Origin of the sequence: Streptomyces sp. SAI-127 (assembly GCF_029894425.1) — a bacterium.
GTDB lineage: Bacteria > Actinomycetota > Actinomycetes > Streptomycetales > Streptomycetaceae > Streptomyces.
In genome coordinates this window covers 4,099,212-4,121,262 of sequence record NZ_JARXYJ010000001.1, presented here as the reverse complement: position 1 = coordinate 4,121,262, position 22,051 = coordinate 4,099,212, and the positions used below count along the sequence as shown (strand labels likewise).

Genomic DNA, 22,051 nt, shown 5'->3' with positions numbered 1-22,051 from the left:
GGCGATCGTTGTCTTGTCGTTTCCAACCAACGGTGTGACGCCGGTGACCTGTGTGGTTCAGCGGTCAGCAGGGGCGCTTGCGGAGTTCCATGACGTAGTCGTGGGGCGCGCCCGCCGATTCCGCCGCGTCGGCCACCTCGCCCAGATAGCGGGCGGAGGGCAGGCCGCCCTCGTAGCCGTTCAGGACGTACGTCCAGGCCTGCTCCTCGCCCTCCAGGGTGTGGACGCGGATGCGGGTGCGGCGGTAGATGTCCAGGCCCACGCCCTCCCAGCGGTCCATCGACTCGTCGTCGGCGGGCGCGATCTCGTAGAGCGCCACGAACACCTGGGAGAGGGGGTCCTCGACGATCGTCGCGAGTGCGCCCTCCCAGCCCATGTGCTCGCCCCCGAAGGTCAGCCGCCACCCGTTCAGCCACCCCGTGGCGCGCATCGGCGAGTGCGGGGCGCGGCGGGTCATCAGCCGCGCGTCGAGGTTGCCGGCGTAAGCGGCGTAGAGCGACATGGGTCGAGGGTACGGCAGGCTTCCCCGGCGTCTCTCCCGTAACAGTGGCATCTCGGGGCGCCCCCCGGGCCGTAGCACCGTGGGTCGTGCGGGACAATGGAGTACGTGACTCGGATCGTGATCATCGGTGGCGGACCCGGCGGATACGAGGCGGCCCTGGTGGCCGCCCAACTCGGCGCGGAGGTGACCGTCGTCGACTGCGACGGTCTGGGCGGAGCGTCGGTACTGACCGACTGCGTGCCGTCGAAGACCCTTATCGCGACGGCCGAGGTCATGACGACCTTCGATTCGTCGTACGAGGAACTGGGGATCATCGTCGCCGACGACACCCCACCGCTGGAACAGGCCGCCCGGGTGGTCGGCGTCGACCTGGGGAAGGTCAACCGGCGTGTGAAGCGGCTCGCCCTCGCGCAGTCGCACGACATCACCGCCTCCGTGACGCGTGCCGGTGCCCGGGTGCTGCGCGGGCGTGGGCGCCTCGAGGGCATGCAGGCCCTCGACGGGTCGCGGAAGGTCGTGGTGCGGGCCGCCGACGGGAGTGAGGAGACCCTCGTCGCCGACGCCGTGCTCATCGCCACCGGTGGGCATCCCCGTGAGCTGCCCGACGCCCAGCCCGACGGCGAGCGCATTCTCAACTGGACCCAGGTCTACGACCTCACCGAGCTGCCGGAAGAGCTCATCGTGGTCGGGTCGGGTGTCACCGGTGCCGAGTTCGCCGGCGCCTATCAGGCGCTCGGCTCCAAGGTGACGCTGGTGTCCTCGCGGGACCGGGTGCTGCCCGGGGAGGACCCGGACGCGGCCGCGGTTCTCGAGGACGTCTTCCGCCGCCGCGGCATGAACGTCATGGCGCGCTCCCGTGCCCAGTCCGCCAAGCGGGTCGGGGACCGCGTCGAGGTCACGCTGGCGGACGGGCGGGTCATCAGCGGGTCGCACTGTCTGATGGCCGTGGGTGCCATTCCGAACAGCGCCGGGATGGGGCTGGAGGAAGCGGGCGTCAAGCTGCGCGAGTCCGGGCACATCTGGACCGACAAGGTGTCCAGGACCACGGCTCCCGGTGTGTACGCCGCCGGCGACGTGACCGGGGTGTTCGCGCTGGCGTCGGTGGCCGCCATGCAGGGGCGTATCGCCATGTACCACTTCCTCGGTGACGCGGTGGCCCCGCTGAACCTGAAGACGGTCTCGTCGAACGTCTTCACCGACCCGGAGATCGCCACCGTCGGCTACTCGCAGGCGGACGTGGACGGCGGCAAGATCGACGCCCGGGCCGTGAAGCTTCCGCTGCTGCGCAACCCGCGCGCGAAGATGCAGGGCATCCGCGACGGCTTCGTCAAGATCTTCTGCCGGCCGGGCACCGGAATCGTCGTCGGTGGTGTCGTCGTCTCGCCCCGCGCCTCGGAACTGATCCATCCCATCTCGATCGCGGTCGACAACAATCTGACCGTCGAACAGATCGCGAACGCTTTCACCGTTTACCCCTCCCTTTCGGGGTCGATCGCCGAGGTGGCACGGCAGCTGCACACGCGCAAGGAGACCGGGGGAGCCTGACGGCCGAAAGCGATTCCTGCCTGGTCACAGGGAGTTGCCGACCATTCGTGCGGCATAGGCGGGGGGATTAGGCCCTATACCACTTCCCGCCCTCGTGTGCGAACATCTTCTGCTATTCGGCGCAAACAGCTGAAAGCAGACGGTCGTTGGCGTTACTGTCAGTTTCGTGTTCGCTGCAGAACGTCGCCAATTGATCCTCGAAATGGTGCGAGCCAACGGGGCTGTATCGCTCCGTGAGCTCGCCCGCGTCGTCCAGACCTCCGAAGTGACCGTACGGCGGGACGTGCGCGCACTGGAGGCAGAAGGACTCCTCGACCGCCGGCATGGCGGTGCGGTATTGCCGGGCGGGTTCACGCGGGAGTCCGGCTTTCCGCAGAAATCGCATCTCGCGACCGCCGAGAAGACGGCCATCGCCGATCTCGCCGCGGGTCTCGTCGAAGAAGGCGAGGCCATTGTGGTGGGGGCGGGTACCACCACGCAGGAGCTGGCGCGCCGGCTCGCCCGGGTTCCCGGGCTGACCGTCGTGACCAATTCCCTTCTGGTGGCCCAGGCGCTCGCCCATGCCAACCGGGTGGAGGTCGTGATGACCGGCGGTACTCTGCGCGGTTCCAACTACGCCCTGGTGGGTTCCGGGGCGGAACAGTCGCTCCAGGGGCTCAGGGTCTCGCGGGCCTTCATCTCCGGGAGCGGGCTCACCGCCGAGCGCGGTCTCTCCACGTCCAACATGCTGTCGGCGTCCGTGGACCGGGCGCTGGTGCAGGCCGCCGCGGAGGTCGTGGTCCTCGCCGACCACACCAAGCTCGGTACGGACACGATGTTCCAGACCGTGCCCACGGACCTGATCACCCGGCTTGTCACCGACGAGCCCCCGGCCCACGACGACCGGGCCGCCACGGAACTCCAGGCGCTCGCCGACCAGGGGGTGCAGATCACCGTTGCCGGCGCGTCGGGAGCGCCGGGGGGTGATCAGGTCCCGGCGCGGCAGCAACAGCGCCGGGACGTGCCCCTGCCGGGGCCCCGCCGCGGCCAGGTCCCCTCACCGGGCCCCGCTCTCCGAACGGCCACTGCCCTGGGGGAACCGATTCCGGGTGCGGAACGGGCACGGGTGGCGGATCTGCGCCGCCGCTGAGCTCTTTCGGCCCGCGCTGTGCCGCCGGGTTGCTTGAGGGGCGGGTGCGTGTGGAGGCGTGGCTGCACCGTGGGCGCCGGTGCGCGGGGGCGGGGGTGTCGTGCGGCTCGACCGCCGTGGGGTGGGACCGGCTGGAGGCGTGGGGCCGTGGACGGGGTTGATGTCTCGGGACGGCTCCCGGCGCAGACCTTTTTCCGGCGTGGGGCAAGCCCCGGCACACCCGGACGCTCCCGGCCCGCAGGCCGACTCGACCCCGTGCTTGAGACGGTGCCGAATGTCCGGCCCGCCCAGGACGCGCCGTGAGCCTCCCCAGCTCAACTCGCCTTCCGTGCGCCCCCGTCGGACCTCCACCCAACCCCGGCAATCGGCCCTGGACGCTTCACGTAGCGGCCGGAAGCCGTAGGTTCTTCTCAAGGGGGATTTTTGCTCCCCAAGAGGAAATCTCTGGCGAGAGCAGCGCCGGGAGAGTGGCATGGAGATCAGCGGGGCGGACGCGCGTCGTGTGGTGGAGCTGGGGCGGGAGCTGGCGGACGCCGCCCGGCCGGAGGAGCTGTGGGAGCGGGCGCTGACCGCGGTGATGGGGCTCGTGCCCGCCGACGCCGGACAGCGGTACCGCCTTCCGCTCGACGGGCGCGGAGTGTTCGTGCTCAACGTGCCCGCCGACTCCTTCCACGCCGACCCGATGGTGATCTACGACCATCCCCTGGACCACCCCCTGACCGACCTGATGCTGGACACCGTGACCCCCGGCGCCTGGCGTGTCAGCGACGTCGCCGGCGGCCGCCAGTGGCAGCGCACCCACTGCTACAACCTCGACTTCCGCCCCTTCGGCCTGCGCCACCACCTCGTCGCCTCCGCGGGCACGGACACCGCGACCGCGGTCGAGGGCTACGCCCTGGTCCGCTCCGGCACCGACTTCACCCCACGGGAGCGCGACCTGCTCGGCCTGGCCCAGCTCCAACTCAACACGGTGGAAAACCAGTTGGCCGAACGCCGACGCCTCGTCACCCTCTCCGCCGCCGCCCTGCGCCTCGCCGAGGGCCAGGGCTGCGGAGTCGCGAGCATCGACGACACCGGCCGCCCCCACCCCCTCAACGCCGTCGCCGCCGACCTCCTGACCGCACTGCGCGACGACCCCCGCCTCACCGCCGAAGTCTCCTTCGCCACCCGCCACATCGAGGTCCGGCACCTGCAGGCCACCCCCGGCCTCCCCGCCCTGCTCCTCCTGCACGACCTCTCCCGCGCCCGCGCCGTGGCCCGCCTGTTCGGCATCACCGAGCAGGAGCACCGCACCCTCGTCCATCTTCACGACGGCCGTACGGCGACGGAGACGGCACACCGGATGAGACTGTCCCCCGCGACCGTGCGCGGCTACATCGCCTCCCTGCACCGCAAGCTGGAGGCCGGCCACACGGCGGCCCTGCTGCGCCGGGGCCGCGACCTGGGCCTGCTCACGGACCGCACGGTCCAAGACGACATGTCGCGACCCCCTCAGAATTGACGGATGGTCATCGGCCACCCCTTCTCGCTTCACTGACCTAGGGCGCTCCGCACGGGGGCAGACCGCCAAGGGGGACTCTCATGACCACCACGCCGTCACGCACGCCCACCGCCGCCGCGGAAGGGGCCACACCCGGCACCGCCCGCCTGCTCGCCGCGATCGCGGCCACCCTCGGGCCCCTGCTGTTCGCGGCGGCGGGCCTCGTGGCGCCGTACGACACGGACGCCTCCAGCAAGGAGATCGCCCGGGAGATCGCCGGGAGCCAAGGGGCCACCGAACTGTCCGTGTGGCTGTGGACGGTGGGCACCGTGCTGTTCCTGCCGGGGCTGGTCGCCGTGGCCCTGCTCGCCGTGGCCCGCTCCGCCCGGCTGGGCCTGTGGGGCTCGGTCCTCTTCGGCACCGGGCTGATCGCGGTCAACGCCACGCCGAACCTCGACATCGTGGCGCTCGGGGGCTTCGAGAAGGGCGTGAGCCAGGACTCCCTGGTCCGGATCGCGGACGGCGTCAACGAACTCGCCGTCGTGAACGGCCCGATCCTCTACTTCGTCGCCGCGCACGTCGTCGGCGCGATCCTGCTCGGTGTCGCCCTGCTGCGAGGCCGCGCGATCCCGGCCTGGGCCGCCTGGCTGCTGATCCTGTCCATGCCGCTCAACGTGGCCGGATACGTCATCGGCATCGCGGCCCTGACCGCGCTGTCCTTCGTCATGGCGGCCGTCGCCTTCGCCTACGTCGGCCTCGCCCTGGTCCGCCACGGCACCGGCTGGGCGCGCATCCCGTAAACCACCGGCACGGGGGACGGGGAAACGAGACGCCCGGCGGACTGACTGCTCCAGTCCGCCGGGCGCCTCGAGATGTCGTACGACTGCTCAGTCCTTGATCTCGCAGATCGCGGCGCCGGAGGTGATCGAGGCGCCGACCTCCGCGGACAGGCCCTTGACGGTGCCGGCCTTGTGCGCGTTGAGGGGCTGTTCCATCTTCATGGCTTCCAGGACGACGACGAGGTCGCCCTCCTTGACCTCCTGGCCCTCCTCGACGGCGATCTTGACGATGGTGCCCTGCATCGGGGAGGCGAGGGTGTCACCCGAGGCCGCGGGGCCGGACTTCTTGGCCGCGCGGCGCTTGGGCTTGGCCCCGGCGGCGAGGCCGGTGCGGGCCAGCGACATGCCCAGGGAGACCGGCAGGGAGACCTCCAGGCGCTTGCCGCCGACCTCGACGACGATCGTCTCGCGGTCGGTGTCCTCGTCGGCCTCGGTTTCGGTGGGGGCGGCGAAGGGCTTGATGTCGTTGACGAACTCGGTCTCGATCCAGCGGGTGTGGACCGTGAACGGGTCACCGGAGCCGGTCAGCTCCGGGGCGAAGGCGGGGTCGGTGACCACCTTGCGGTGGAAGGGGATGGCGGTGGCCATGCCCTCGACCTGGAACTCGGCCAGGGCGCGGGCGGCGCGCTGGAGGGCCTGGGCGCGGGTGGCGCCGGTGACGATCAGCTTGGCCAGCAGGGAGTCCCAGGCGGGGCCGATGACGCTGCCGGACTCGACACCGGCGTCCAGGCGCACGCCCGGGCCGGAGGGGGCCTCGAAGCGGGTGACGGTGCCGGGCGCGGGCAGAAAGCCCCGGCCCGGGTCCTCGCCGTTGATGCGGAACTCCAAGGAGTGGCCGCGCAGTTCGGGGTCGCCGTAGCCGAGCTCCTCGCCGTCGGCGATGCGGAACATCTCGCGCACCAGGTCGATGCCGGCGACCTCCTCGGTGACCGGGTGCTCCACCTGGAGGCGGGTGTTGACCTCGAGGAAGGAGATCGTGCCGTCCATGCCGACCAGGAACTCCACCGTGCCGGCGCCGACGTAGCCGGCCTCCTTCAGGATCGCCTTGGAGGACGAGTACAGCTCGGCGACCTGGGCGTCGGACAGGAACGGCGCGGGGGCCTCCTCGACCAGCTTCTGGTGGCGGCGCTGCAGCGAGCAGTCACGGGTGGAGACGACGACCACGTTGCCGTGGGTGTCGGCCAGGCACTGGGTCTCCACGTGGCGCGGCTTGTCGAGGTAGCGCTCGACGAAGCACTCGCCGCGGCCGAACGCCGCCACCGCCTCACGCACCGCGGAGTCGTACAGCTCGGGGACCTCTTCCAGGGTGCGGGCGACCTTCAGGCCGCGACCGCCGCCGCCGAAGGCGGCCTTGATGGCGATCGGCAGGCCGTGCTCCCGGGCGAAGGCGACGACCTCCTCGGCACCGGAGACCGGGTCCGGGGTGCCGGCCACCAGCGGGGCGCCGGCCCGCTGGGCGATGTGCCGGGCGGCGACCTTGTCACCGAGGTCGCGGATGGCCTGCGGGGGCGGGCCGATCCAGATCAGGCCCGCGTCCAGGACCGCCTGCGCGAACTCGGCGTTCTCGGAGAGGAAGCCGTAACCGGGATGGATGGCGTCCGCGCCCGACTCGCGCGCGGCGCCCAGGACCTTGCCGATGTCCAGATAGCTGGTGGCCGGAGTGTCACCGCCCAGGGCGAACGCCTCATCCGCGGCGCGGACATGCAGAGCGTCCCGGTCCGGGTCGGCGTACACGGCCACGCTCGCGATACCGGCATCCCGGCAGGCCCGGGCAACGCGGACAGCGATTTCGCCACGGTTGGCGATGAGCACCTTGCGCACGATTGAGGCTCCCTCCTTGAAACAAGCCGAGTTTAGGGACTGCCGACACGCCTCTTCGACCCATCCCCTGTGGTGAGCTTCCCCACACGGAGCGTGATGCGGGGTTGGCCCGACCCGCGAAATCCCTTGTCGCACCTCGTTACGCAGGACTCCTCCCGGAAACCCTAGCCCTCCTCTGTGGCCAAGGTCTCTGTGAGAGCGTGCTGCGGACCACTCCGTTTCTTTGTGGAGTCCCTACGAATGGCCCAATGAATCTTTGCTTGCGGCCGAACCCTTGTCCCGGGGTTTACCCGTTAGTAGCGTTCGCGCTGTATTGAACGTACGTCGGGTGTCCGGAGCATGGCTCGAAAGTGGGTGGGGACCGGTGATCCGCAGGCCGGTGGCGTGGGTCGTGGCGGTCGTTCTCTTCGCCGAGGCTCTCGGCGTGGCGATGCTGAACTGGGTCATGGGCGATCTCGTCGACGCGCAGAACATGTCGCTGGCCGGTCTGGACCCGGACGCGATGTCGATGTCGTCGAAGATCGGCGGGGTCGTCTTCGGCCTCTACTTCGCGCTGTGCGCGCTGGTCGCCCTGCTGGTGGCGGTGCGCGACCGGCAGCCCGCCGGGCTCGGCCGGGTCCTGCTGATCAGCGCGGCCGTGGTGCACGGCCTGCTGGGCGCGGTCGCCTGGTCGCTGATCGGCCGGCCCCAGTTCCTCTTCATGGTCGTGATGCTCGGGCTGATCGTGCTCGTGCTGGTGACCTACGACGGACAGCGCGGGCCGGTCGCGGCGGAGCCGCAGGACGCGCGGGGTCCGGGCGGCCCGGAGGGGGCCAAGGAGCCGGAGGGCCCTCAGGGGGCCGACGGCCCGCCGCTCACGTCCCCGCCGGCGCCCACAACTCCGTGATGCCGACGCCGAGATCGGCCAGCAGCCGGCGCAGCAGCGGCAGGCTGAGGCCGATCACATTGCCGTGGTCGCCGTCGATGCCCTCGATGAACGGGGCCGAGCGGCCGTCCAGGGTGAACGCCCCCGCGACATAGAGGGGTTCGCCGGAGGCGACGTAGGCGGCGATCTCGTCGTCGGTCGGCTCGCCGAAGCGGACGACGGTCGAGGCGACGCCGGAGACATACCGGCCGCTCGTCGTGTCGTAGACGCAGTGGCCGGTCTGCAGGGTGCCCGCGCGCCCGCGCATGGACTTCCAGCGGGCCGTCGCCTCCTCGGCGTCGGCCGGCTTGCCCAGTGCCTCGCCGTCCAGGTCGAGCACCGAGTCGCAGCCGATCACCAGCGCACCCTTGACCTCGGGCTTCGCGGCCACGACGGAGGCCTTCGCCTCGGCGAGGGCGAGTGCGAGATCGGCGGGGGTGGGGGCGGTGACGGCGTCCTCGTCGACCCCGCTCACGAGTACCTCGGGGGTGAGGCCCGCCTGCCGCAGCAGGTTCAGGCGGGCGGGCGACTGGGAGGCCAGGACGAGTCGGCGGCGCGGCTGGTCGGTCATGCGGTCAGCGTAGTCCGATCACAATCATCGCGAGCACCATGGCCATCGCCAGGAAGATGCTCAGACGCCGAAGCATCTCCTGCGTGTCGCGCAGTTCCTTCGGCGGTTCGTTCTCGGGATCGGACCACAGCATGGTTTCCAGCGTGCGGCGATTTCGCGGAGGGCGCCTGAGTACGCGTACTCAACTTCTCCGAAACGGTCCGGGGCCCTACCCCGGCCAGTAGGTGCGCGCCCATGAGGTGGGCCCTGGCTGGGGCAGGTGATGGCCCGCGATCCGTGACGGGTCGGACCACGCGGCGCTTTGCTCCTCGGCGCCGGACGGCGTTGTCGCCGCCGCCGCGGCGCGTGCCCGGACCACCGCCAGGGCGGCGGCGAGCTCCTCCGGGGTGGGGTTACCCCGTACGACCTTGATGTTCATGACGGCTCCCGGCAGGGCTAGAGGGGGATGTTGCCGTGCTTCTTGGGGGGCAGGGACTCGCGCTTGGTGCGCAGCTGGCGCAGTCCCCGGACCACATGGCGGCGGGTGTCCGACGGCATGATCACGGAGTCGATGTAGCCGCGCTCGGCCGCGATGTAGGGGTTGAGGAGGGCGTCCTCGTACTCCTGGATCAGGCGGGCGCGGGTCGCCTCCAGCTCTCCGGCCGCCTCCGCCTCCGCGATCGTGCGGCGGTGCAGGATGTTGACCGCGCCCTGGGCGCCCATCACGGCGATCTGGGCGGTCGGCCAGGCGAGGTTGAGGTCCGCGCCGAGGTGCTTGGAGCCCATGACGTCGTACGCGCCGCCGAAGGCCTTGCGGGTGATCACCGTGATCAGGGGAACCGTGGCCTCGGCGTAGGCGTAGATCAGCTTGGCGCCGCGGCGGATGATGCCGTCGTGCTCCTGGTCGACGCCGGGGAGGAAGCCCGGCACGTCGACGAAGGTGATCACCGGGATGTTGAAGGCGTCGCAGGTGCGGACGAAGCGCGCCGCCTTCTCGGACGCGGTGATGTCGAGGCAGCCGGCGAACTGCATCGGCTGGTTGGCCACGATGCCGACCGGGTGGCCCTCGACCCGGCCGTAGCCGGTGAGGATGTTCGGCGCGTACAGCGGCTGCGTCTCGAAGAACTCGGCGTCGTCCAGGATGTGTTCGATCACCGTGTGCATGTCGTACGGCTGGTTCGCGCTGTCCGGGACGAGCGTGTCCAGCTCGCGGTCCTCGTCGGTGATCGCGAGGTCCGCCTCCTCCGGGTAGACCGGCGGCTCGGAGAGGTTGTTGGACGGCAGGTACGACAGCAGCTGCTTGACGTACTCGATGGCGTCCTTCTCGTCCCCGGCCATGTGATGGGCCACGCCGGACACCGCGTTGTGGGTGCGGGCGCCGCCCAGCTCCTCGAAGCCGACGTCCTCACCGGTGACCGTCTTGATGACGTCGGGGCCGGTGATGAACATGTGCGAGGTCTGGTCGACCATGACCGTGAAGTCGGTGATCGCCGGGGAGTACACGGCCCCGCCGGCGCAGGGACCGACGACCAGGCTGATCTGCGGGATGACACCGCTCGCGTGGGTGTTGCGGCGGAAGATCTCGCCGTAGGCGCCGAGGGAGGCCACTCCCTCCTGGATCCGGGCGCCACCGGAGTCGTTGATGCCGATGACCGGACAGCCGGTCTTCAGCGCGAAGTCCATCACCTTGACGATCTTCTGGCCGTAGACCTCGCCCAGCGCGCCGCCGAAGACGGTGAAGTCCTGGGAGAACACGGCGACGGGGCGGCCGTCGACCGTGCCGTAGCCGGTGACGACACCGTCGCCGTAGGGACGGTTGTTCTCCAGGCCGAAGTTGGTGGAGCGGTGCCGGGCGAACTCGTCCAACTCGACGAAGGAACCCTCGTCGAGGAGGAGCTCGATGCGCTCACGGGCCGTCAGCTTGCCTTTGGCGTGCTGCTTCTCGACGGCGCGTGCGGAGCCGGCGTGCGTCGCCTCGTCAATACGACGCTGGAGATCCGCGAGCTTGCCCGCGGTGGTGTGAATGTCGGTCGCTTCCGGCTCGGACATCGGGATCGCGGCTCCCTGCCTGCTCAAAAGGGGGGACGGTTACTCATCCGTAGAGTAGTGGTGGCCCTGGGAATCAGCAGTGCGGCGTTTCACACACCTAGGGTGGCTTGCATGACGCCGCGAGATGCTTCAGGAGACGACAGCCGTTGGTCGGACCTCGACCGGCCGCCCCTCAACGCGGCCGCGCTGCGCCGCGGGCTGGTGCGGGAGGGCGGGCTGTGGTCCGGGATCGAGGTGGTGGCCGGCACCGGCTCCACCAACTCCGACCTGGTCGCCCGTGCCGGCGCGGGCAAGGCGGCCGAGGGTGCGGTCCTCGTCGCCGAGGAGCAGACCGCGGGACGGGGCCGCCTGGACCGCCGGTGGACCGCGCCGCCGCGATCGGGCTTGTTCTTCTCCGTTCTGCTGACGCCCGGTGAGGTGCCGGTGGCCCGCTGGGGCTGGCTGCCGCTGCTGACGGGGGTGGCGGTGGCGACGGGCCTGTCCCGGGCCGCCGGTGTCGACACGGCCTTGAAGTGGCCCAACGACCTGCTGGTGACCGTGGGCGGCGAGGAACGCAAGGCCGGCGGAATCCTCGCGGAGCGGGCGGGCGAGGACGGCGTCGTCGTGGGCGTGGGCATCAACGTCACCCTCCGGGAGGACGAGCTGCCGGTCCCGACCGCGGGTTCGCTGGTGCTGGCCGGAGCGGTGAGCACGGACCGGGACCCACTGCTGCGGGCCGTCCTGCGCTCCCTGGAGGAGTGGTACGAGCGGTGGCGCACGGCGGCGGGCGATCCGACGGTGAGCGGACTCCAGGAGACGTACGCGGCAGGGTGCGCGACGCTGGGAAGAACGGTACGGGCGGAGCTGCCGGGCGACCGCTCACTGGTCGGCGAGGCGGTCGCGGTGGACGGCGACGGCCGTTTGGTGATCGCGACGGAGGAAGGGGTACAGGAGCCGGTGGGCGCGGGAGACATCGTGCACCTGCGACCGGCGTAGGCATCGACACCCCCTGCAGACGACCGAAGACATCAGCCACCCACGATCTCCCCGCTCCACCTGACGGAGTGAGGACGTGAGCTGGCGCACACCTGCCGTACAGTTGAGGCCGGTCGATACCTGACCGTGACAGATCGGAAGGGCAGCAGGCGTGACCGCAGACGACACGGGCTCCGGCGCGGACGCGACCCCGCACCCGCTCGCCGTGCGTCTCGAGCAGCTCATCCTCGGCGCAGAGCGGCGTTACACCCCTTTTCAGGCGGCCCGCACCGCCGGTGTCTCCATGGAGCTGGCCACCCGCTTCTGGCGGGCGATGGGCTTCGCCGACGTCGGCCAGGCCAAGGCGTTCACCGAGGCGGACGTCCTCGCACTGCGCCGGCTCGCCGGTCTCGTCGAGGCGGGGCTGCTGAGCGAGGCCATGGCCGTACAGGTGGCACGGTCCACCGGGCAGACCACCGCCCGGCTCGCCGAGTGGCAGATCGACTCCTTCCTGGAGGGCCTGACCGAGCCCCCGGAACCCGGCATGACCCGCACCGAGGTGACCTACCCGATCATCGAGCTGCTCCTGCCCGAGCTGGAGGAGTTCCTCGTCTACGTCTGGCGCCGCCAACTCGCCGCATCGGCAGGGCGGGTCGTGCAGGCCGCCGACGACGAGGAGATGGTCGACCGGCGCCTGTGCGTCGGCTTCGCCGACCTCGTCGGGTTCACGCGGCTGACCCGCCGGATGGAGGAGGAGGAGCTCGGCGAGCTCGTCGAGGCCTTCGAGACCACCGCCGCCGACCTCGTCGCCGCGCGCGGCGGGCGGCTCATCAAGACGCTCGGTGACGAGGTGCTGTACGCGGCCGACGACGCGGCGGTGGCCGCCGAGATCGCCCTGCGGCTGATCGAGACCATGGCCAACGACGAGACCATGCCCGAGCTGCGCGTCGGCATCGCCTTCGGCACGGTGACCACCCGTATGGGTGATGTCTTCGGTACGACGGTGAACCTCGCCTCCCGGCTGACCTCGATAGCTCCCCGCGACGCCGTTCTCGTCGACAGCGCCTTCGCGGAGGAGCTGATCCGCACCGGCGAGGCGCCCGCCTCCGAGGCCGAGGCGGCCGAGGCCGCGGCCACCGCCGAGAAGGAGGGCGAGGAGCCGCCGACGTACCGTTTCGCGCTCCAGCCGATGTGGCAGCGGCCGGTGCGAGGACTCGGCGTCGTCGAGCCCTGGCTGCTGACCCGCAGGGACGTGGCTCCCTCCTAGCCGCGCTGCCGCACGCACAGGCCGATGATCGGTACGCACAGGCCGGGCGCGGGCTGGGTCGTGCGAGTGGGCTGCGGCGTGGGTGCCGGTGCCGGTGGGGGAGTGGTCCGGGCCGGTCGCGGGGCCGTGGTCGTCGGCGGTGAGTGGGGCGTGGTCGACGCCGTGGGGGTCGGTGCCGGGGTGTTCGGCGCCTCCGGGATCGTCGTGGGGGCCGCCGCGAGGGGCAGTGGTACGGCGGTCGCGGATCCCGTCGGGGCCTGCCGGACGCCCGGTGTGGGCGTCGCGGAGATCCCGCCCATCGCCGTGGTCGACGACGGGCTCGCCTGCGGGGCGGGGCCCACGGTCGCGGCGGCGTTCGTGGCTCGGTCCGTGCCGGTGTCGATGTCCGTGTCCGCGCCCGGGGCGGCCTGAGGGTCCGCCTCCGTCGCGCCGAAGCCGCCCACTCCGGCGTCAGGGGTCATCCGTACGAGGCTCAGGGCGCCGGCCGCGAGGGCGAGGCCGCCCGCCGCGAGCAGGGCCTTGCGGGGGCGGGGCTTGCGGTGGCGGCCGCGCGGTCCGAACAGGCGGGTGGTGCTGTCGGTGCCGGTGCCGTCCGCCCCTTCTGTTGCCGTCTCCGCTGTCGTCATCGTCGCCGTCATGCTTCCTCCCCTGTGCCTGCGCCCCCGTGCGCTGTGGCGGGGCGCACGTTATGCGCTGCTGTGGGCGGTGGGTGGGGAGTTGGGCGGGATGTCACTCGTACGGGGTGTCGGGTGGATCGGCGGGAACCTTTCGCGGTGGTGGTGGGGCTGCGATGATCGGAGCGTTCTTGTTAACTCGCGTTAACCGGGAGGGTGTCATGAGTGAGGAGCGGTTCGGGGAGTTCGTGCTGGTGCGGCGGCACGGGGAGGGGGACGGCGGTACCGGGGAGGGGAGCGTCGCCGAGCTGGTTCTCGATCGGCCCAAGGCGATGAACGCCGTCTCCACGGAGATGGCGCGGTCCGTTGCCGCCGCGTGTGCCTCGCTGGGGGGTGACGAAGGGGTGCGGGCTGTCGTGGTGACCTCCACGCATGAGCGGGCGTTCTGTGTCGGGGCGGATCTGAAGGAGCGGAACTCCTTCAGTGACGCGGAGCTGCTGCGGCAGCGACCGGTGTCCCGGGGGGCGTACACGGGGGTTCTGGAGTTGCCTGTGCCGACGATCGCCGCGGTGCACGGGTTCGCGTTGGGCGGGGGGTTCGAGCTGGCGCTGGCGTGCGACCTGATCGTGGCCGACCGTACGGCGGTGGTGGGGTTGCCGGAGGTGTCGGTGGGGGTGATCCCCGGGGGCGGGGGGACGCAGTTGCTGCCTCGGCGGGTGGGGGCGGCGCGGGCTGCGGAGCTGATCTTCACCGCGCGGCGGGTGGAGGCGGAGGAGGCGCAACGGCTGGGGCTGGTGGATCAGCTGGTGGACGCTGGGGAGGACCGGGCGGAGGCGCTTGCGCTGGCGGCCCGGATCGCCGCGAACTCGCCCGTGGGGCTGCGGGCGGCGAAGCGGGCGCTGCGTCTCGGGCAGGGGCTGGACCTGCGGGCCGGGCTCGAGGTGGAGGACGCGGCGTGGCGGGCGGTGGCGTTCTCGGGGGACCGGGCGGAGGGGGTGGCGGCGTTCAACGAGCGCCGGGCGCCGAGGTGGCCTGGACAGTGACGGTGCCTCTGCCTCCGGCGGTTGGGCGGGTTTGCTGCGGGTTCGGTGGGGGCGGGCGTTGTGCGCAGTTCCCCGCGCCCCTGAGTGCCTGCGGCGGCCCGTTTCGGCCTCGGTGGGGGCTGGTGTAGCGCGTGGGGTTCGGTGGGTGGGTCGGGGCCGGGGTGGGGGGTATCCGTCCTCGGTCCGGCGGCTCGGCCTCTTGAGCAGGGCTCGGTGACGGACGCCGGCCGCTGCGGGCGGACACCCCCCACCCCGTCCCCTTCGCGCCGTACGCGGCGAACGGCCCGTCGTGGCGCGCGGTGCGGCGAACGGTCCGTCGGGGCGCGCGGTGCGGCGAACGGTCCGTCGTGGCGGGCCAGGCAGCGAACGGTCCGTTGTGGCGCGTGAGGTGGGGATCGGTCCGTTGGGGCGGGGGGTGTGGCTACCGGTCCGTCGTGGCGCCAGGTGGCGAACGGTTCGTTGTGGCGCGTGAGGTGGGGATCGGTCCGTTGAGGCGCGGGGTCCACCGGGCGGGCGGTGCGGCGAACGGTCCGTCGTGGCGCCGGTGACTGCAACTCCCCAGGGGCGCGGGGAACTGCGCGACCGGCCACCACGGACCCGCAGCCGCCCGACAACCCGACCCGGCACCCCGTAGGCGCCCCGCCCAAGCCCCGCGCACGCGGCCCGCGGGGAACTGCGCGACCGGCCACCACGGACCCGCAGCCGCCCGACAACCCGACCCGGCACCCCCCATAGGCGCCCGGCCCAAGCCCAGCGCAGCTGCCCGCGGGGAACTGCGCGACCAGCCGCAACGGACCCGCAGCCGCCCGACAACCCGACCCGGCACCCCCACAGGCGCCCCGCCCAAGCCCAGCGCCGCGTCCCCGTGTTCTCGAACGGCCCAACCACAACCGAGCCCCCACCCGAATCCTCCCTAGCCTGGAGTGATGGGTGAGGACATCCGGCTGGCCGCCGTCGTGGCGTTGGCTCAGGGCATGGCGGCGGCCCACGGCTCGCGGGAGGCGTGGCGGGCCGCCGCCGCTGGGGCGTGCCGTGCGCTCGGCGGGAGCTTTGCCGCGTTGTCCGTGTGGGAGCGGGAGCTCGGGCGGCTCAGGGTGCTGGTGAACGTGGGGGAGCTGGCCGCCGGTGAGGAGGAGTTTCCCGACGGTGAGGCCTACCCCGTGCACCAGTTCCCGGAGATCACCGAGTTTCTGCACGAACGGTGGGCCGGGGGCGGCGAGCCCAACGCGTGGGTCGAGACGGCGGAGGGGCCTGCGGCCGGGGGGCGGCCCGGATATGTGCATCAGCGTGTCGCCGCGCTGCGCAGGAGGGGGCGTGGGAGCTGTGTCGTCGCTCCCATCGTGCTCAACGGACGGGCGTGGGGGGAGCTGTATGTGGCCCGGCCCGCCGGTGCCCCCGTCTTCGGCCGGGAGGACGCCGACTTCGCCACCGTTCTGGCCGCCGTGGTCGCCGCCGGGATCGCCCAGGCGGAGCGGCTGGAGGAGGCGAGACGGCTGGCGTTCACGGATGCGCTGACCGGGCTCGCCAATCGCCGTGCCGTTGATGTGCGGCTCGACGAGGCCGTCGACCGGCACAAGAGGGACGGTGTCGTCGTCAGCCTCGTCGTGTGTGATCTGAACGGGCTCAAGCGGGTCAACGACACCCGCGGGCACGCCGTGGGCGACCGGTTGCTGGAACGTTTCGGCTCGGTGCTGTCGCTGTGCGGGGCCATGCTGCCGGGTGCCCTCGCCGCGCGGCTCGGCGGAGACGAGTTCTGTCTGCTCGCCGTCGGCCCGGCCGCCGACGACGTGGTCAGGGCGGCCGATGAACTCTGCCGGCGGGCCGGGGAGCTGGAGCTGGGCGAGGGGGTGGCCTGTGGGGTCGCCTCCACCGCGGATCCGATCGGGCCCGTCCGCTCCGCCCGGCGGCTGTTCCGGCTCGCCGATGCCGCGCAGTACCGGGCCAAGGCCGAACGCGCCACCAAGCCCGTCGTCGCCGGGCGGGCAGGGCCCGACGATCCCGTCGTACGGCTGGCCGACGCCGCTCCTTCCGGGGAGACGCCCGAGCGGCGGCAGTTCCGGGGGCGGCAGCCCTGAGGGGGTGCGTACATGTAAGGGGCGTAACCCCGACCCAGTAGTGACATCCTGGAATTCAATGCGTACGCTCCTGAATATGGATATGCACACTGTGGTGGTGGGGACGTCCGGGGTCACCGCGTCCGACGTCCTTGCCGTGGCACGAGGCGGTGCCCGCGTCGAGCTCTCCGAGGAGGCGGTCGCCGCTCTGGCCGCGGCCCGCGGGATCGTGGAGGCCCTGGCGGCCAAGCCCGAGCCCGTCTACGGCGTCAGCACCGGCTTCGGCGCCCTCGCGACCCGGCACATCAGCCAGGAGCTCCGCGCCCAACTGCAGCGCAACATCGTCCGTTCGCACGCCGCGGGGATGGGACCGCGGGTGGAGCGGGAGGTCGTACGGGCGCTGATGTTCCTGCGGCTCAAGACCGTCTGTTCGGGACACACGGGGGTGCGGCCCGAGGTCGCGCAGACCATGGCCGACGTGCTCAACGCCGGGATCACACCGGTGGTCCACGAGTACGGTTCGCTCGGCTGCTCCGGCGATCTCGCGCCGCTGTCCCACTGTGCCCTCACGCTCATGGGGGAGGGGGACGCCGAGGGGCCGGACGGTGTTGTGCGGGCCGCCGGTGAGCTGCTCACCGAGCACGGGATCGAGCCTGTCGAACTGCGCGAGAAGGAGGGGCTCGCCCTTCTCAACGGCACCGACGGCATGCTCGGCATGCTGGTCATGGCGCTCGCCGATCTGGACCTGCTCTACAAGTCCGCCGACATCACCGCCGCCCTGTCGCTGGAGGCCCTGCTCGGTACCGACAAGGTGCTCGCTCCCGAGCTGCACGCCATCCGGCCGCATCCGGGGCAGGGGGCCTCCGCCGCCAACATGCTGGCCGTGCTGAGGGGTTCGGAGCTCACCGGGCATCACCAGGACGACGCCCCCCGCGTCCAGGACGCCTACTCCGTGCGCTGTGCCCCACAGGTCGCCGGGGCCGGGCGGGACACCATGGCGCATGCGCGGCTGGTGGCGGAGAGGGAGTTGGCGTCCGCGGTCGACAATCCCGTTGTCCTGCCTGGGGGCACCTCCCAGGCTTTCGGCTCTGGGGGAGGCCGCGTCGAGTCCAACGGCAACTTCCATGGTGCGCCCGTCGCTTACGTTCTCGACTTCCTCGCCATCGCCGTCGCCGATCTCGCGTCGATCGCCGAGCGGCGCACCGACCGGCTGCTCGACAAGAACCGGTCCCACGGGCTGCCGCCGTTCCTCGCGGACGACGCCGGTGTCGACTCCGGGCTGATGATCGCCCAGTACACGCAGGCCGCGCTGGTCAGCGAGTTGAAGCGGCTGGCCGTACCGGCGTCCGCGGACTCGATCCCGTCGTCCGCGATGCAGGAGGACCACGTCTCGATGGGGTGGTCGGCCGCGCGCAAGCTGCGCACCGCCGTCGACAACCTCACCCGGGTCCTCGCCGTCGAGCTCTACGCCGCCTCGCGCGCCGTCGAGTTGCGCGAGGGCCTGAGCCCGGCGCCGGCGACGCAGGCCGCCATCAGCGCCGTACGCAAGGCGGGTGTCGAGGGTCCCGGTCCCGACCGGTTCCTGGCGCCGGACCTCGCCGCGGCGGACGCGTTCGTGCGGGAGGGGCGGCTGGTCGAGGCGGTGGAGACGGTCACCGGGCCGTTGCGGTAAGGGGGACGGGCCCCGCCGTACGACGACGGCGGGGCCTGGAGCGCTACTTGAGCTTGCCCACCTGCGCGTCGATCACAGCGAGCGGGACGGCTGACGTCTTGCCGCTCTCCATCGAGGCGAAGTCGACCGAGTAGTACGTGGAGACGACGGTGCCGACGCGCACCGCCTCCACGGTGAAGGTTCCCGTGCCCTCGCCGTCCATGTCGGCGCCCAGGACGAAGGCCACCGAGTCGTCACCCCTGCCGGAGGCCTTGCCCGTGGCGACCTTGGTGATCTTCATCTCCTCGCCCTGGGCCGTGATGCCGAACCCGCCGGAGCAGGGGGCGATCCCGTCGGAGACGGCCTTGAGGGCCCTCGCGGCACCATCGCCCTCGTACGAGGACAGGCCCACGCTGGTCATGGTGACGTTGAAGGAGTTCCCGACGCGCTCCTCCGACGTGACGGTGTTGCTCGCGCCCGTGTCGGAGTCGCCCGGGGGCAGGCCGGTCAGGGCGTAGGCGAGCGGGGCGCACGCGGCCTTGTCCGTCTTCAGCTCGCCCCGGGACTTCGGCAGGGTGTCGTCGCCGTCGGCGATCTTGTCCCTCGGCAGGTCGCTCTGGACGAGCAGCAGCTTCTCCAGCTCGGCCGCGCCGAGCGCCTTCGCGGCGGCCGTGGTCGGCGAGGCGGACGCCTCCGACGGCCGGGGGCTCTCGGATGCCTTCGAGTCGTCGTCCGAGCCGCCGCTGCACCCCGTGATGAGCGCGAGCGACAGCACGCTCACGGCCGCCGTGACACCTGTGCGCACCGTCGATGATCTCTTCATGCGCGGACTATGAAGGTCGCGTCAAGAGAACGTCAAGCCCGTTTAAAACCCCAGCCGTTCGCGGCGTACCGAATAGACGACGAAGCCCGCACCCAGAGTGAGGAACAGCGTGCCGCCGACGACGTACGGCGTGGTGTCGAAGCTGCCGGTGTCGGCGAGCCGGGTGTCGTCCACGGACGTCTCCGCGCTCGTGGTCGTGACCCGCGCCTGTGCCGTGGCCTGCGGGGACGGCTCTGTTCTCGCCGGGCTGTCCTGGGTCGCGTTGGCGGACGGGACGAACCACAGGGCACCCAGAAGGGTCCCCGCGGCGGTGGCGGTCAGCAACGGACGGCGAACGGATGACACGGAATATCGATCCCCTTGTGGTGCTGGCGAATTGGCCGTGTGGGGCGATGTTAGTGAAAGGCGCGGGTCACGGGAAAGTCACGGGAGCGGTGGGCTTTACGCTCCGGGCATGAGCACTGAAGAGACATCACGTTTTGTACGGCTTCGGGTGGAACTCGTCGTCGAGGTCGACGACCAGGACGCCGTGACCCGGGCCGCGCTGGCGCGGATCGCGGAGGATCCGGACATGCCGGACGACGAGCGGGCGCACGCCGAGGGCGCTGTGACGGAAGACACTGCGGAGGCCCTCGCCTATCTCGTGGACCCGTTCGACCTGGTCGGGGACCTGACAGGCGTCGAACTGGCCCAGGCCTCCTGGAGCAGCGAGCAGATCGACTACGACCCGGATTCGCCGGACTGGGACCTCGACGAGGATGATGTCCAGGAGGACGAGGAAGAAGAGGCCGTCGGCTGAGCGCGCTTGGGGAAATCGTGATCCCGGGCGGCAACCGTCGCCCGGGGTTTCGTCGTCTCATGGGTCGCACGCACCGACAGACACACCCTCCGCCACGGCGGACGTGGTGTGCCCCACACCTTCTCAGAAGGTGGAACGGGACGAACCGGTCGTAGCGTTTAGGTTTTATTGACGGGGACTCTCGTGGTTTCGGGATTCGGCAACGATGGAGAAGCGTGTGATGACGGTCAGTAAGCGGCGCAGGGGCTTGACGGTCGCGTCCGCACTGCTCGGCGGGGTGCTGGTGCTCTCGGCCTGTTCCGGTGGCGACGACTCCTCGTCGAACGGCAGCGGCGGCGACACCTCGCAGGCCAAGGCCGACGAGGCGGCGGCCAAGAAGAGCTCCCAGGCCGAGATCAAGATCACGCCCAAGGACGGCACGGACAACGCCTCCATCAACAACTCCGCCGCCGTCACCGTGAGCAAGGGCACGCTCACCGACGTGTCGATGACGACGGCCGACGGCACGAAGGTCGCCGGCGAGCTGTCCGCCGACAAGACCAGCTGGAAGCCCGACACCCAGCTGGAGCGCTCCACGACCTACAAGGTCGCCGCGGAGGCCAAGGACTCCGACGGACTCGTGGCCCACGAGAACGCCTCGTTCACGACGGTCTCCCCGGCCAACAGCTTCATAGGCAACTTCACGCCGGAGGACGGCTCGACGGTCGGCGTGGGCATGCCGGTGTCGATCAACTTCAACAAGGAGATCACCAACAAGGCGGCCGTGCAGAAGGGCATCACGGTCTCCTCCAGCAGCGGCCAGGAGGTCGTCTGCCACTGGTTCTCCACCGTCCGCATGGACTGCCGTCCCGACGAGTACTGGAAGGAGAACTCCACCGTCACGCTGAAGCTCGCGCTCGACGGTGTCGAGGGCGCCTCCGGTGTCTACGGCGTCCAGCAGAAGACGGTCACGTTCAAGATCGGCCGCAACCAGGTCTCGTACGTCGACGCCAAGACCAAGCAGATGAAGATCACGCACAACGGCCAGACGATCAAGACCATCCCGATCTCGGCCGGTTCGCCGGAGAACAAGACGTACGAGGGCGTCATGGTGATGTCGGAGAAGTTCAAGGAGACGCGCATGAACGGCGCGACCGTGGGCTTCACCGACGACGACGGCAAGGGCGAGTACGACATCAAGGACGTGCCGCACGCCATCCGGCTCACCAACTCCGGCACCTTCGTGCACGGCAACTACTGGGGCGCCAAGTCCGTCTTCGGCAACGTGAACACCAGCCACGGCTGCGTGGGCCTGTCCGACACCAAGGGCGCCAACGACACCGGCACGGCGGGTTACTGGTTCTACACCAACTCGATCGTCGGCGACGTGGTGGTCGTCCAGAACACCGGCGACAAGACGGTGGCCCCGGACAACGGCCTCAACGGCTGGAACCTGAACTGGGCGGACTGGAAGGCGGGGTCGGCGGTCTGACCGACGCCGGCCGACTGACGCGGGAAGGCGGTCACCCCTCGGGGTGGCCGCCTTCCGCGTTTCCTCCTGCGGTTGCGCTACGCGTCCGGGCCGAGTGAGGCGAGGTCGAAGGAGTCGCTGATGGCCTGGTATCCGTCCGTCGTCGGATTGACGTGGTCACCGGAGTCGAAGTCGGCGGGGGCGGTGTCGTTGCCCAGCTTCAGGGCCTGCGGGTCGGCCGTACTGGCCGTGCCGGTGACCGCCACGACCGACTCCGCGTCCACGTAACTCACGGTGGGGGACGTGAAGTCGAGTTGATCGGTGATCCAGATGTTGGTGTCGATGCGGTTCTGGTCGACGGCCGCGGTGCAGGGACTGAAGCCGTCGCAGGGGTCAGGGTCGTGAAGACGACCTTGATGCCCCAGCCCTTGAGCTGGTCGCGCAGGAGTCCGAGTGCGTTGCGAGTCCGGCGGGGAGCCGGTCGCGGTCCGCTTCGTCGGCTGTGACGGCCCAGGGTGGATGCTCCGGGGGGTGCTGACACGAACGGGCGCGGCCTCTGCCATCCTCCAGGTCCAAC

The 22,051-nt window shown here is 71.0% G+C and carries 22 protein-coding genes; 12 read left to right on the top strand and 10 right to left on the bottom strand.

Translation table 11 applies throughout. The annotated features are described in order from the left end of the window. Nucleotides 1-64: 64 nt before the first annotated feature. The gene (locus M2157_RS18680; protein ID WP_266521562.1) at nucleotides 65-502 is read right to left on the bottom strand and encodes a gamma-glutamylcyclotransferase; all 438 of its coding nucleotides are present in this window, start codon (nucleotides 500-502) and stop codon (nucleotides 65-67) included. Nucleotides 503-598: 96 nt separating this feature from the next. Between M2157_RS18680 and M2157_RS18675 the strand changes: the two genes are divergently transcribed. From M2157_RS18675 to M2157_RS18660, 4 genes are all read left to right on the top strand, one after another. Beyond that, nucleotides 599-2,047 carry an NAD(P)H-quinone dehydrogenase gene (locus M2157_RS18675; protein WP_280862906.1) on the top strand — a complete coding sequence of 483 codons (1,449 nt, stop codon included), beginning with the start codon at nucleotides 599-601 and terminating at the stop codon, nucleotides 2,045-2,047. 166 nt (nucleotides 2,048-2,213) lie between these two features. Beyond that, a complete protein-coding gene (locus tag M2157_RS18670) occupies nucleotides 2,214-3,176 on the top strand; it encodes a DeoR/GlpR family DNA-binding transcription regulator (protein WP_280862905.1) in 963 nt (320 codons plus the stop codon). A 472-nt stretch (nucleotides 3,177-3,648) separates the two neighbouring features. After that, nucleotides 3,649-4,677 carry a helix-turn-helix transcriptional regulator gene (locus tag M2157_RS18665; RefSeq protein ID WP_280862904.1) on the top strand — a complete coding sequence of 343 codons (1,029 nt, stop codon included), beginning with the start codon at nucleotides 3,649-3,651 and terminating at the stop codon, nucleotides 4,675-4,677. A gap of 80 nt (nucleotides 4,678-4,757) precedes the next feature. Further along, nucleotides 4,758-5,456 carry a hypothetical protein gene (locus M2157_RS18660; RefSeq protein WP_280865762.1) on the top strand — a complete coding sequence of 233 codons (699 nt, stop codon included), beginning with the start codon at nucleotides 4,758-4,760 and terminating at the stop codon, nucleotides 5,454-5,456. Nucleotides 5,457-5,543: 87 nt separating this feature from the next. Here the strand turns inward: M2157_RS18660 and M2157_RS18655 are convergent, their stop codons facing one another. Further along, on the bottom strand, nucleotides 5,544-7,316 hold the full coding sequence (locus tag M2157_RS18655) for a biotin carboxylase N-terminal domain-containing protein (RefSeq protein WP_280865761.1): 1,773 nt from the start codon (nucleotides 7,314-7,316) through the stop codon (nucleotides 5,544-5,546). Nucleotides 7,317-7,680: 364 nt separating this feature from the next. On the opposite strand from M2157_RS18655, the gene M2157_RS18650 reads away from it, so the two are divergent. Continuing rightward, nucleotides 7,681-8,202, top strand: a complete 522-nt coding sequence (locus tag M2157_RS18650) for a hypothetical protein (protein ID WP_280862901.1) — start codon at nucleotides 7,681-7,683, stop codon at nucleotides 8,200-8,202. Here M2157_RS18650 and M2157_RS18645 read toward each other — a convergent pair. From M2157_RS18645 to M2157_RS18630, 4 genes are all read right to left on the bottom strand, one after another. Beyond that, the gene (locus M2157_RS18645; RefSeq protein WP_280865760.1) at nucleotides 8,171-8,791 is read right to left on the bottom strand and encodes a nucleoside triphosphate pyrophosphatase; all 621 of its coding nucleotides are present in this window, start codon (nucleotides 8,789-8,791) and stop codon (nucleotides 8,171-8,173) included. The two genes, M2157_RS18650 and M2157_RS18645, sit on opposite strands and share 32 nt — an antisense overlap. A 4-nt stretch (nucleotides 8,792-8,795) precedes the next feature. Continuing rightward, nucleotides 8,796-8,924 carry a hypothetical protein gene (locus tag M2157_RS18640; protein ID WP_280865759.1) on the bottom strand — a complete coding sequence of 43 codons (129 nt, stop codon included), beginning with the start codon at nucleotides 8,922-8,924 and terminating at the stop codon, nucleotides 8,796-8,798. A gap of 75 nt (nucleotides 8,925-8,999) precedes the next feature. Then, the gene (locus tag M2157_RS18635) at nucleotides 9,000-9,209 is read right to left on the bottom strand and encodes an acyl-CoA carboxylase epsilon subunit (protein ID WP_280862899.1); all 210 of its coding nucleotides are present in this window, start codon (nucleotides 9,207-9,209) and stop codon (nucleotides 9,000-9,002) included. 17 nt (nucleotides 9,210-9,226) lie between these two features. Further along, the gene (locus tag M2157_RS18630) at nucleotides 9,227-10,819 is read right to left on the bottom strand and encodes an acyl-CoA carboxylase subunit beta (RefSeq protein WP_280862898.1); all 1,593 of its coding nucleotides are present in this window, start codon (nucleotides 10,817-10,819) and stop codon (nucleotides 9,227-9,229) included. 111 nt (nucleotides 10,820-10,930) lie between these two features. Here M2157_RS18630 and M2157_RS18625 point away from each other — a divergent pair, with 111 nt between their 5' ends. After that, nucleotides 10,931-11,794: a biotin--[acetyl-CoA-carboxylase] ligase gene (locus M2157_RS18625; RefSeq protein ID WP_280862897.1), complete on the top strand. Its 864-nt coding sequence runs from the start codon at nucleotides 10,931-10,933 to the stop codon at nucleotides 11,792-11,794. A 151-nt stretch (nucleotides 11,795-11,945) separates the two neighbouring features. After that, on the top strand, nucleotides 11,946-13,040 hold the full coding sequence (locus M2157_RS18620) for an adenylate/guanylate cyclase domain-containing protein (protein WP_280862896.1): 1,095 nt from the start codon (nucleotides 11,946-11,948) through the stop codon (nucleotides 13,038-13,040). Here the strand turns inward: M2157_RS18620 and M2157_RS18615 are convergent. After that, complete coding sequence (locus M2157_RS18615) at nucleotides 13,037-13,678, bottom strand: hypothetical protein (protein WP_280865758.1); 642 nt, start codon at nucleotides 13,676-13,678, stop codon at nucleotides 13,037-13,039. The two genes, M2157_RS18620 and M2157_RS18615, sit on opposite strands and share 4 nt — an antisense overlap. Nucleotides 13,679-13,875: 197 nt before the next feature. On the opposite strand from M2157_RS18615, the gene M2157_RS18610 reads away from it, so the two are divergent. The 3 genes from M2157_RS18610 (at nucleotide 13,876) to hutH (ending at nucleotide 18,423) form a co-directional block, all read left to right on the top strand. Continuing rightward, nucleotides 13,876-14,697, top strand: coding sequence for an enoyl-CoA hydratase-related protein (locus M2157_RS18610; protein WP_280865757.1), 822 nt, complete (start codon nucleotides 13,876-13,878; stop codon nucleotides 14,695-14,697). Nucleotides 14,698-15,623: 926 nt separating this feature from the next. After that, nucleotides 15,624-16,772: a GGDEF domain-containing protein gene (locus M2157_RS18605; RefSeq protein ID WP_280862893.1), complete on the top strand. Its 1,149-nt coding sequence runs from the start codon at nucleotides 15,624-15,626 to the stop codon at nucleotides 16,770-16,772. A gap of 82 nt (nucleotides 16,773-16,854) precedes the next feature. Then, nucleotides 16,855-18,423 (top strand): histidine ammonia-lyase, encoded by a 1,569-nt coding sequence (hutH, locus tag M2157_RS18600; RefSeq protein WP_280868234.1) that lies wholly within the window; start codon nucleotides 16,855-16,857, stop codon nucleotides 18,421-18,423. Between the two features lie 43 nt (nucleotides 18,424-18,466). On the opposite strand, the gene M2157_RS18595 is transcribed toward hutH, so the two are convergent. Together M2157_RS18595 and M2157_RS18590 are read right to left on the bottom strand one after the other, a co-directional pair. Next, nucleotides 18,467-19,225: a hypothetical protein gene (locus M2157_RS18595; RefSeq protein WP_280865756.1), complete on the bottom strand. Its 759-nt coding sequence runs from the start codon at nucleotides 19,223-19,225 to the stop codon at nucleotides 18,467-18,469. A gap of 42 nt (nucleotides 19,226-19,267) precedes the next feature. After that, the gene (locus tag M2157_RS18590; protein ID WP_280863808.1) at nucleotides 19,268-19,549 is read right to left on the bottom strand and encodes an LPXTG cell wall anchor domain-containing protein; all 282 of its coding nucleotides are present in this window, start codon (nucleotides 19,547-19,549) and stop codon (nucleotides 19,268-19,270) included. Nucleotides 19,550-19,679: 130 nt separating this feature from the next. Here M2157_RS18590 and M2157_RS18585 point away from each other — a divergent pair, with 130 nt between their 5' ends. Together M2157_RS18585 and M2157_RS18580 are read left to right on the top strand one after the other, a co-directional pair. Further along, nucleotides 19,680-20,024: a hypothetical protein gene (locus tag M2157_RS18585; protein ID WP_280862891.1), complete on the top strand. Its 345-nt coding sequence runs from the start codon at nucleotides 19,680-19,682 to the stop codon at nucleotides 20,022-20,024. Between the two features lie 205 nt (nucleotides 20,025-20,229). Continuing rightward, entirely contained in the window at nucleotides 20,230-21,495 is a 1,266-nt protein-coding gene (locus tag M2157_RS18580) for an Ig-like domain-containing protein (RefSeq protein ID WP_280865755.1), read from the top strand. Between the two features lie 77 nt (nucleotides 21,496-21,572). Here the strand turns inward: M2157_RS18580 and M2157_RS18575 are convergent, their stop codons facing one another. Further along, the gene (locus M2157_RS18575; RefSeq protein ID WP_280865754.1) at nucleotides 21,573-21,758 is read right to left on the bottom strand and encodes a hypothetical protein; all 186 of its coding nucleotides are present in this window, start codon (nucleotides 21,756-21,758) and stop codon (nucleotides 21,573-21,575) included. Nucleotides 21,759-22,051 lie beyond the last annotated feature (293 nt).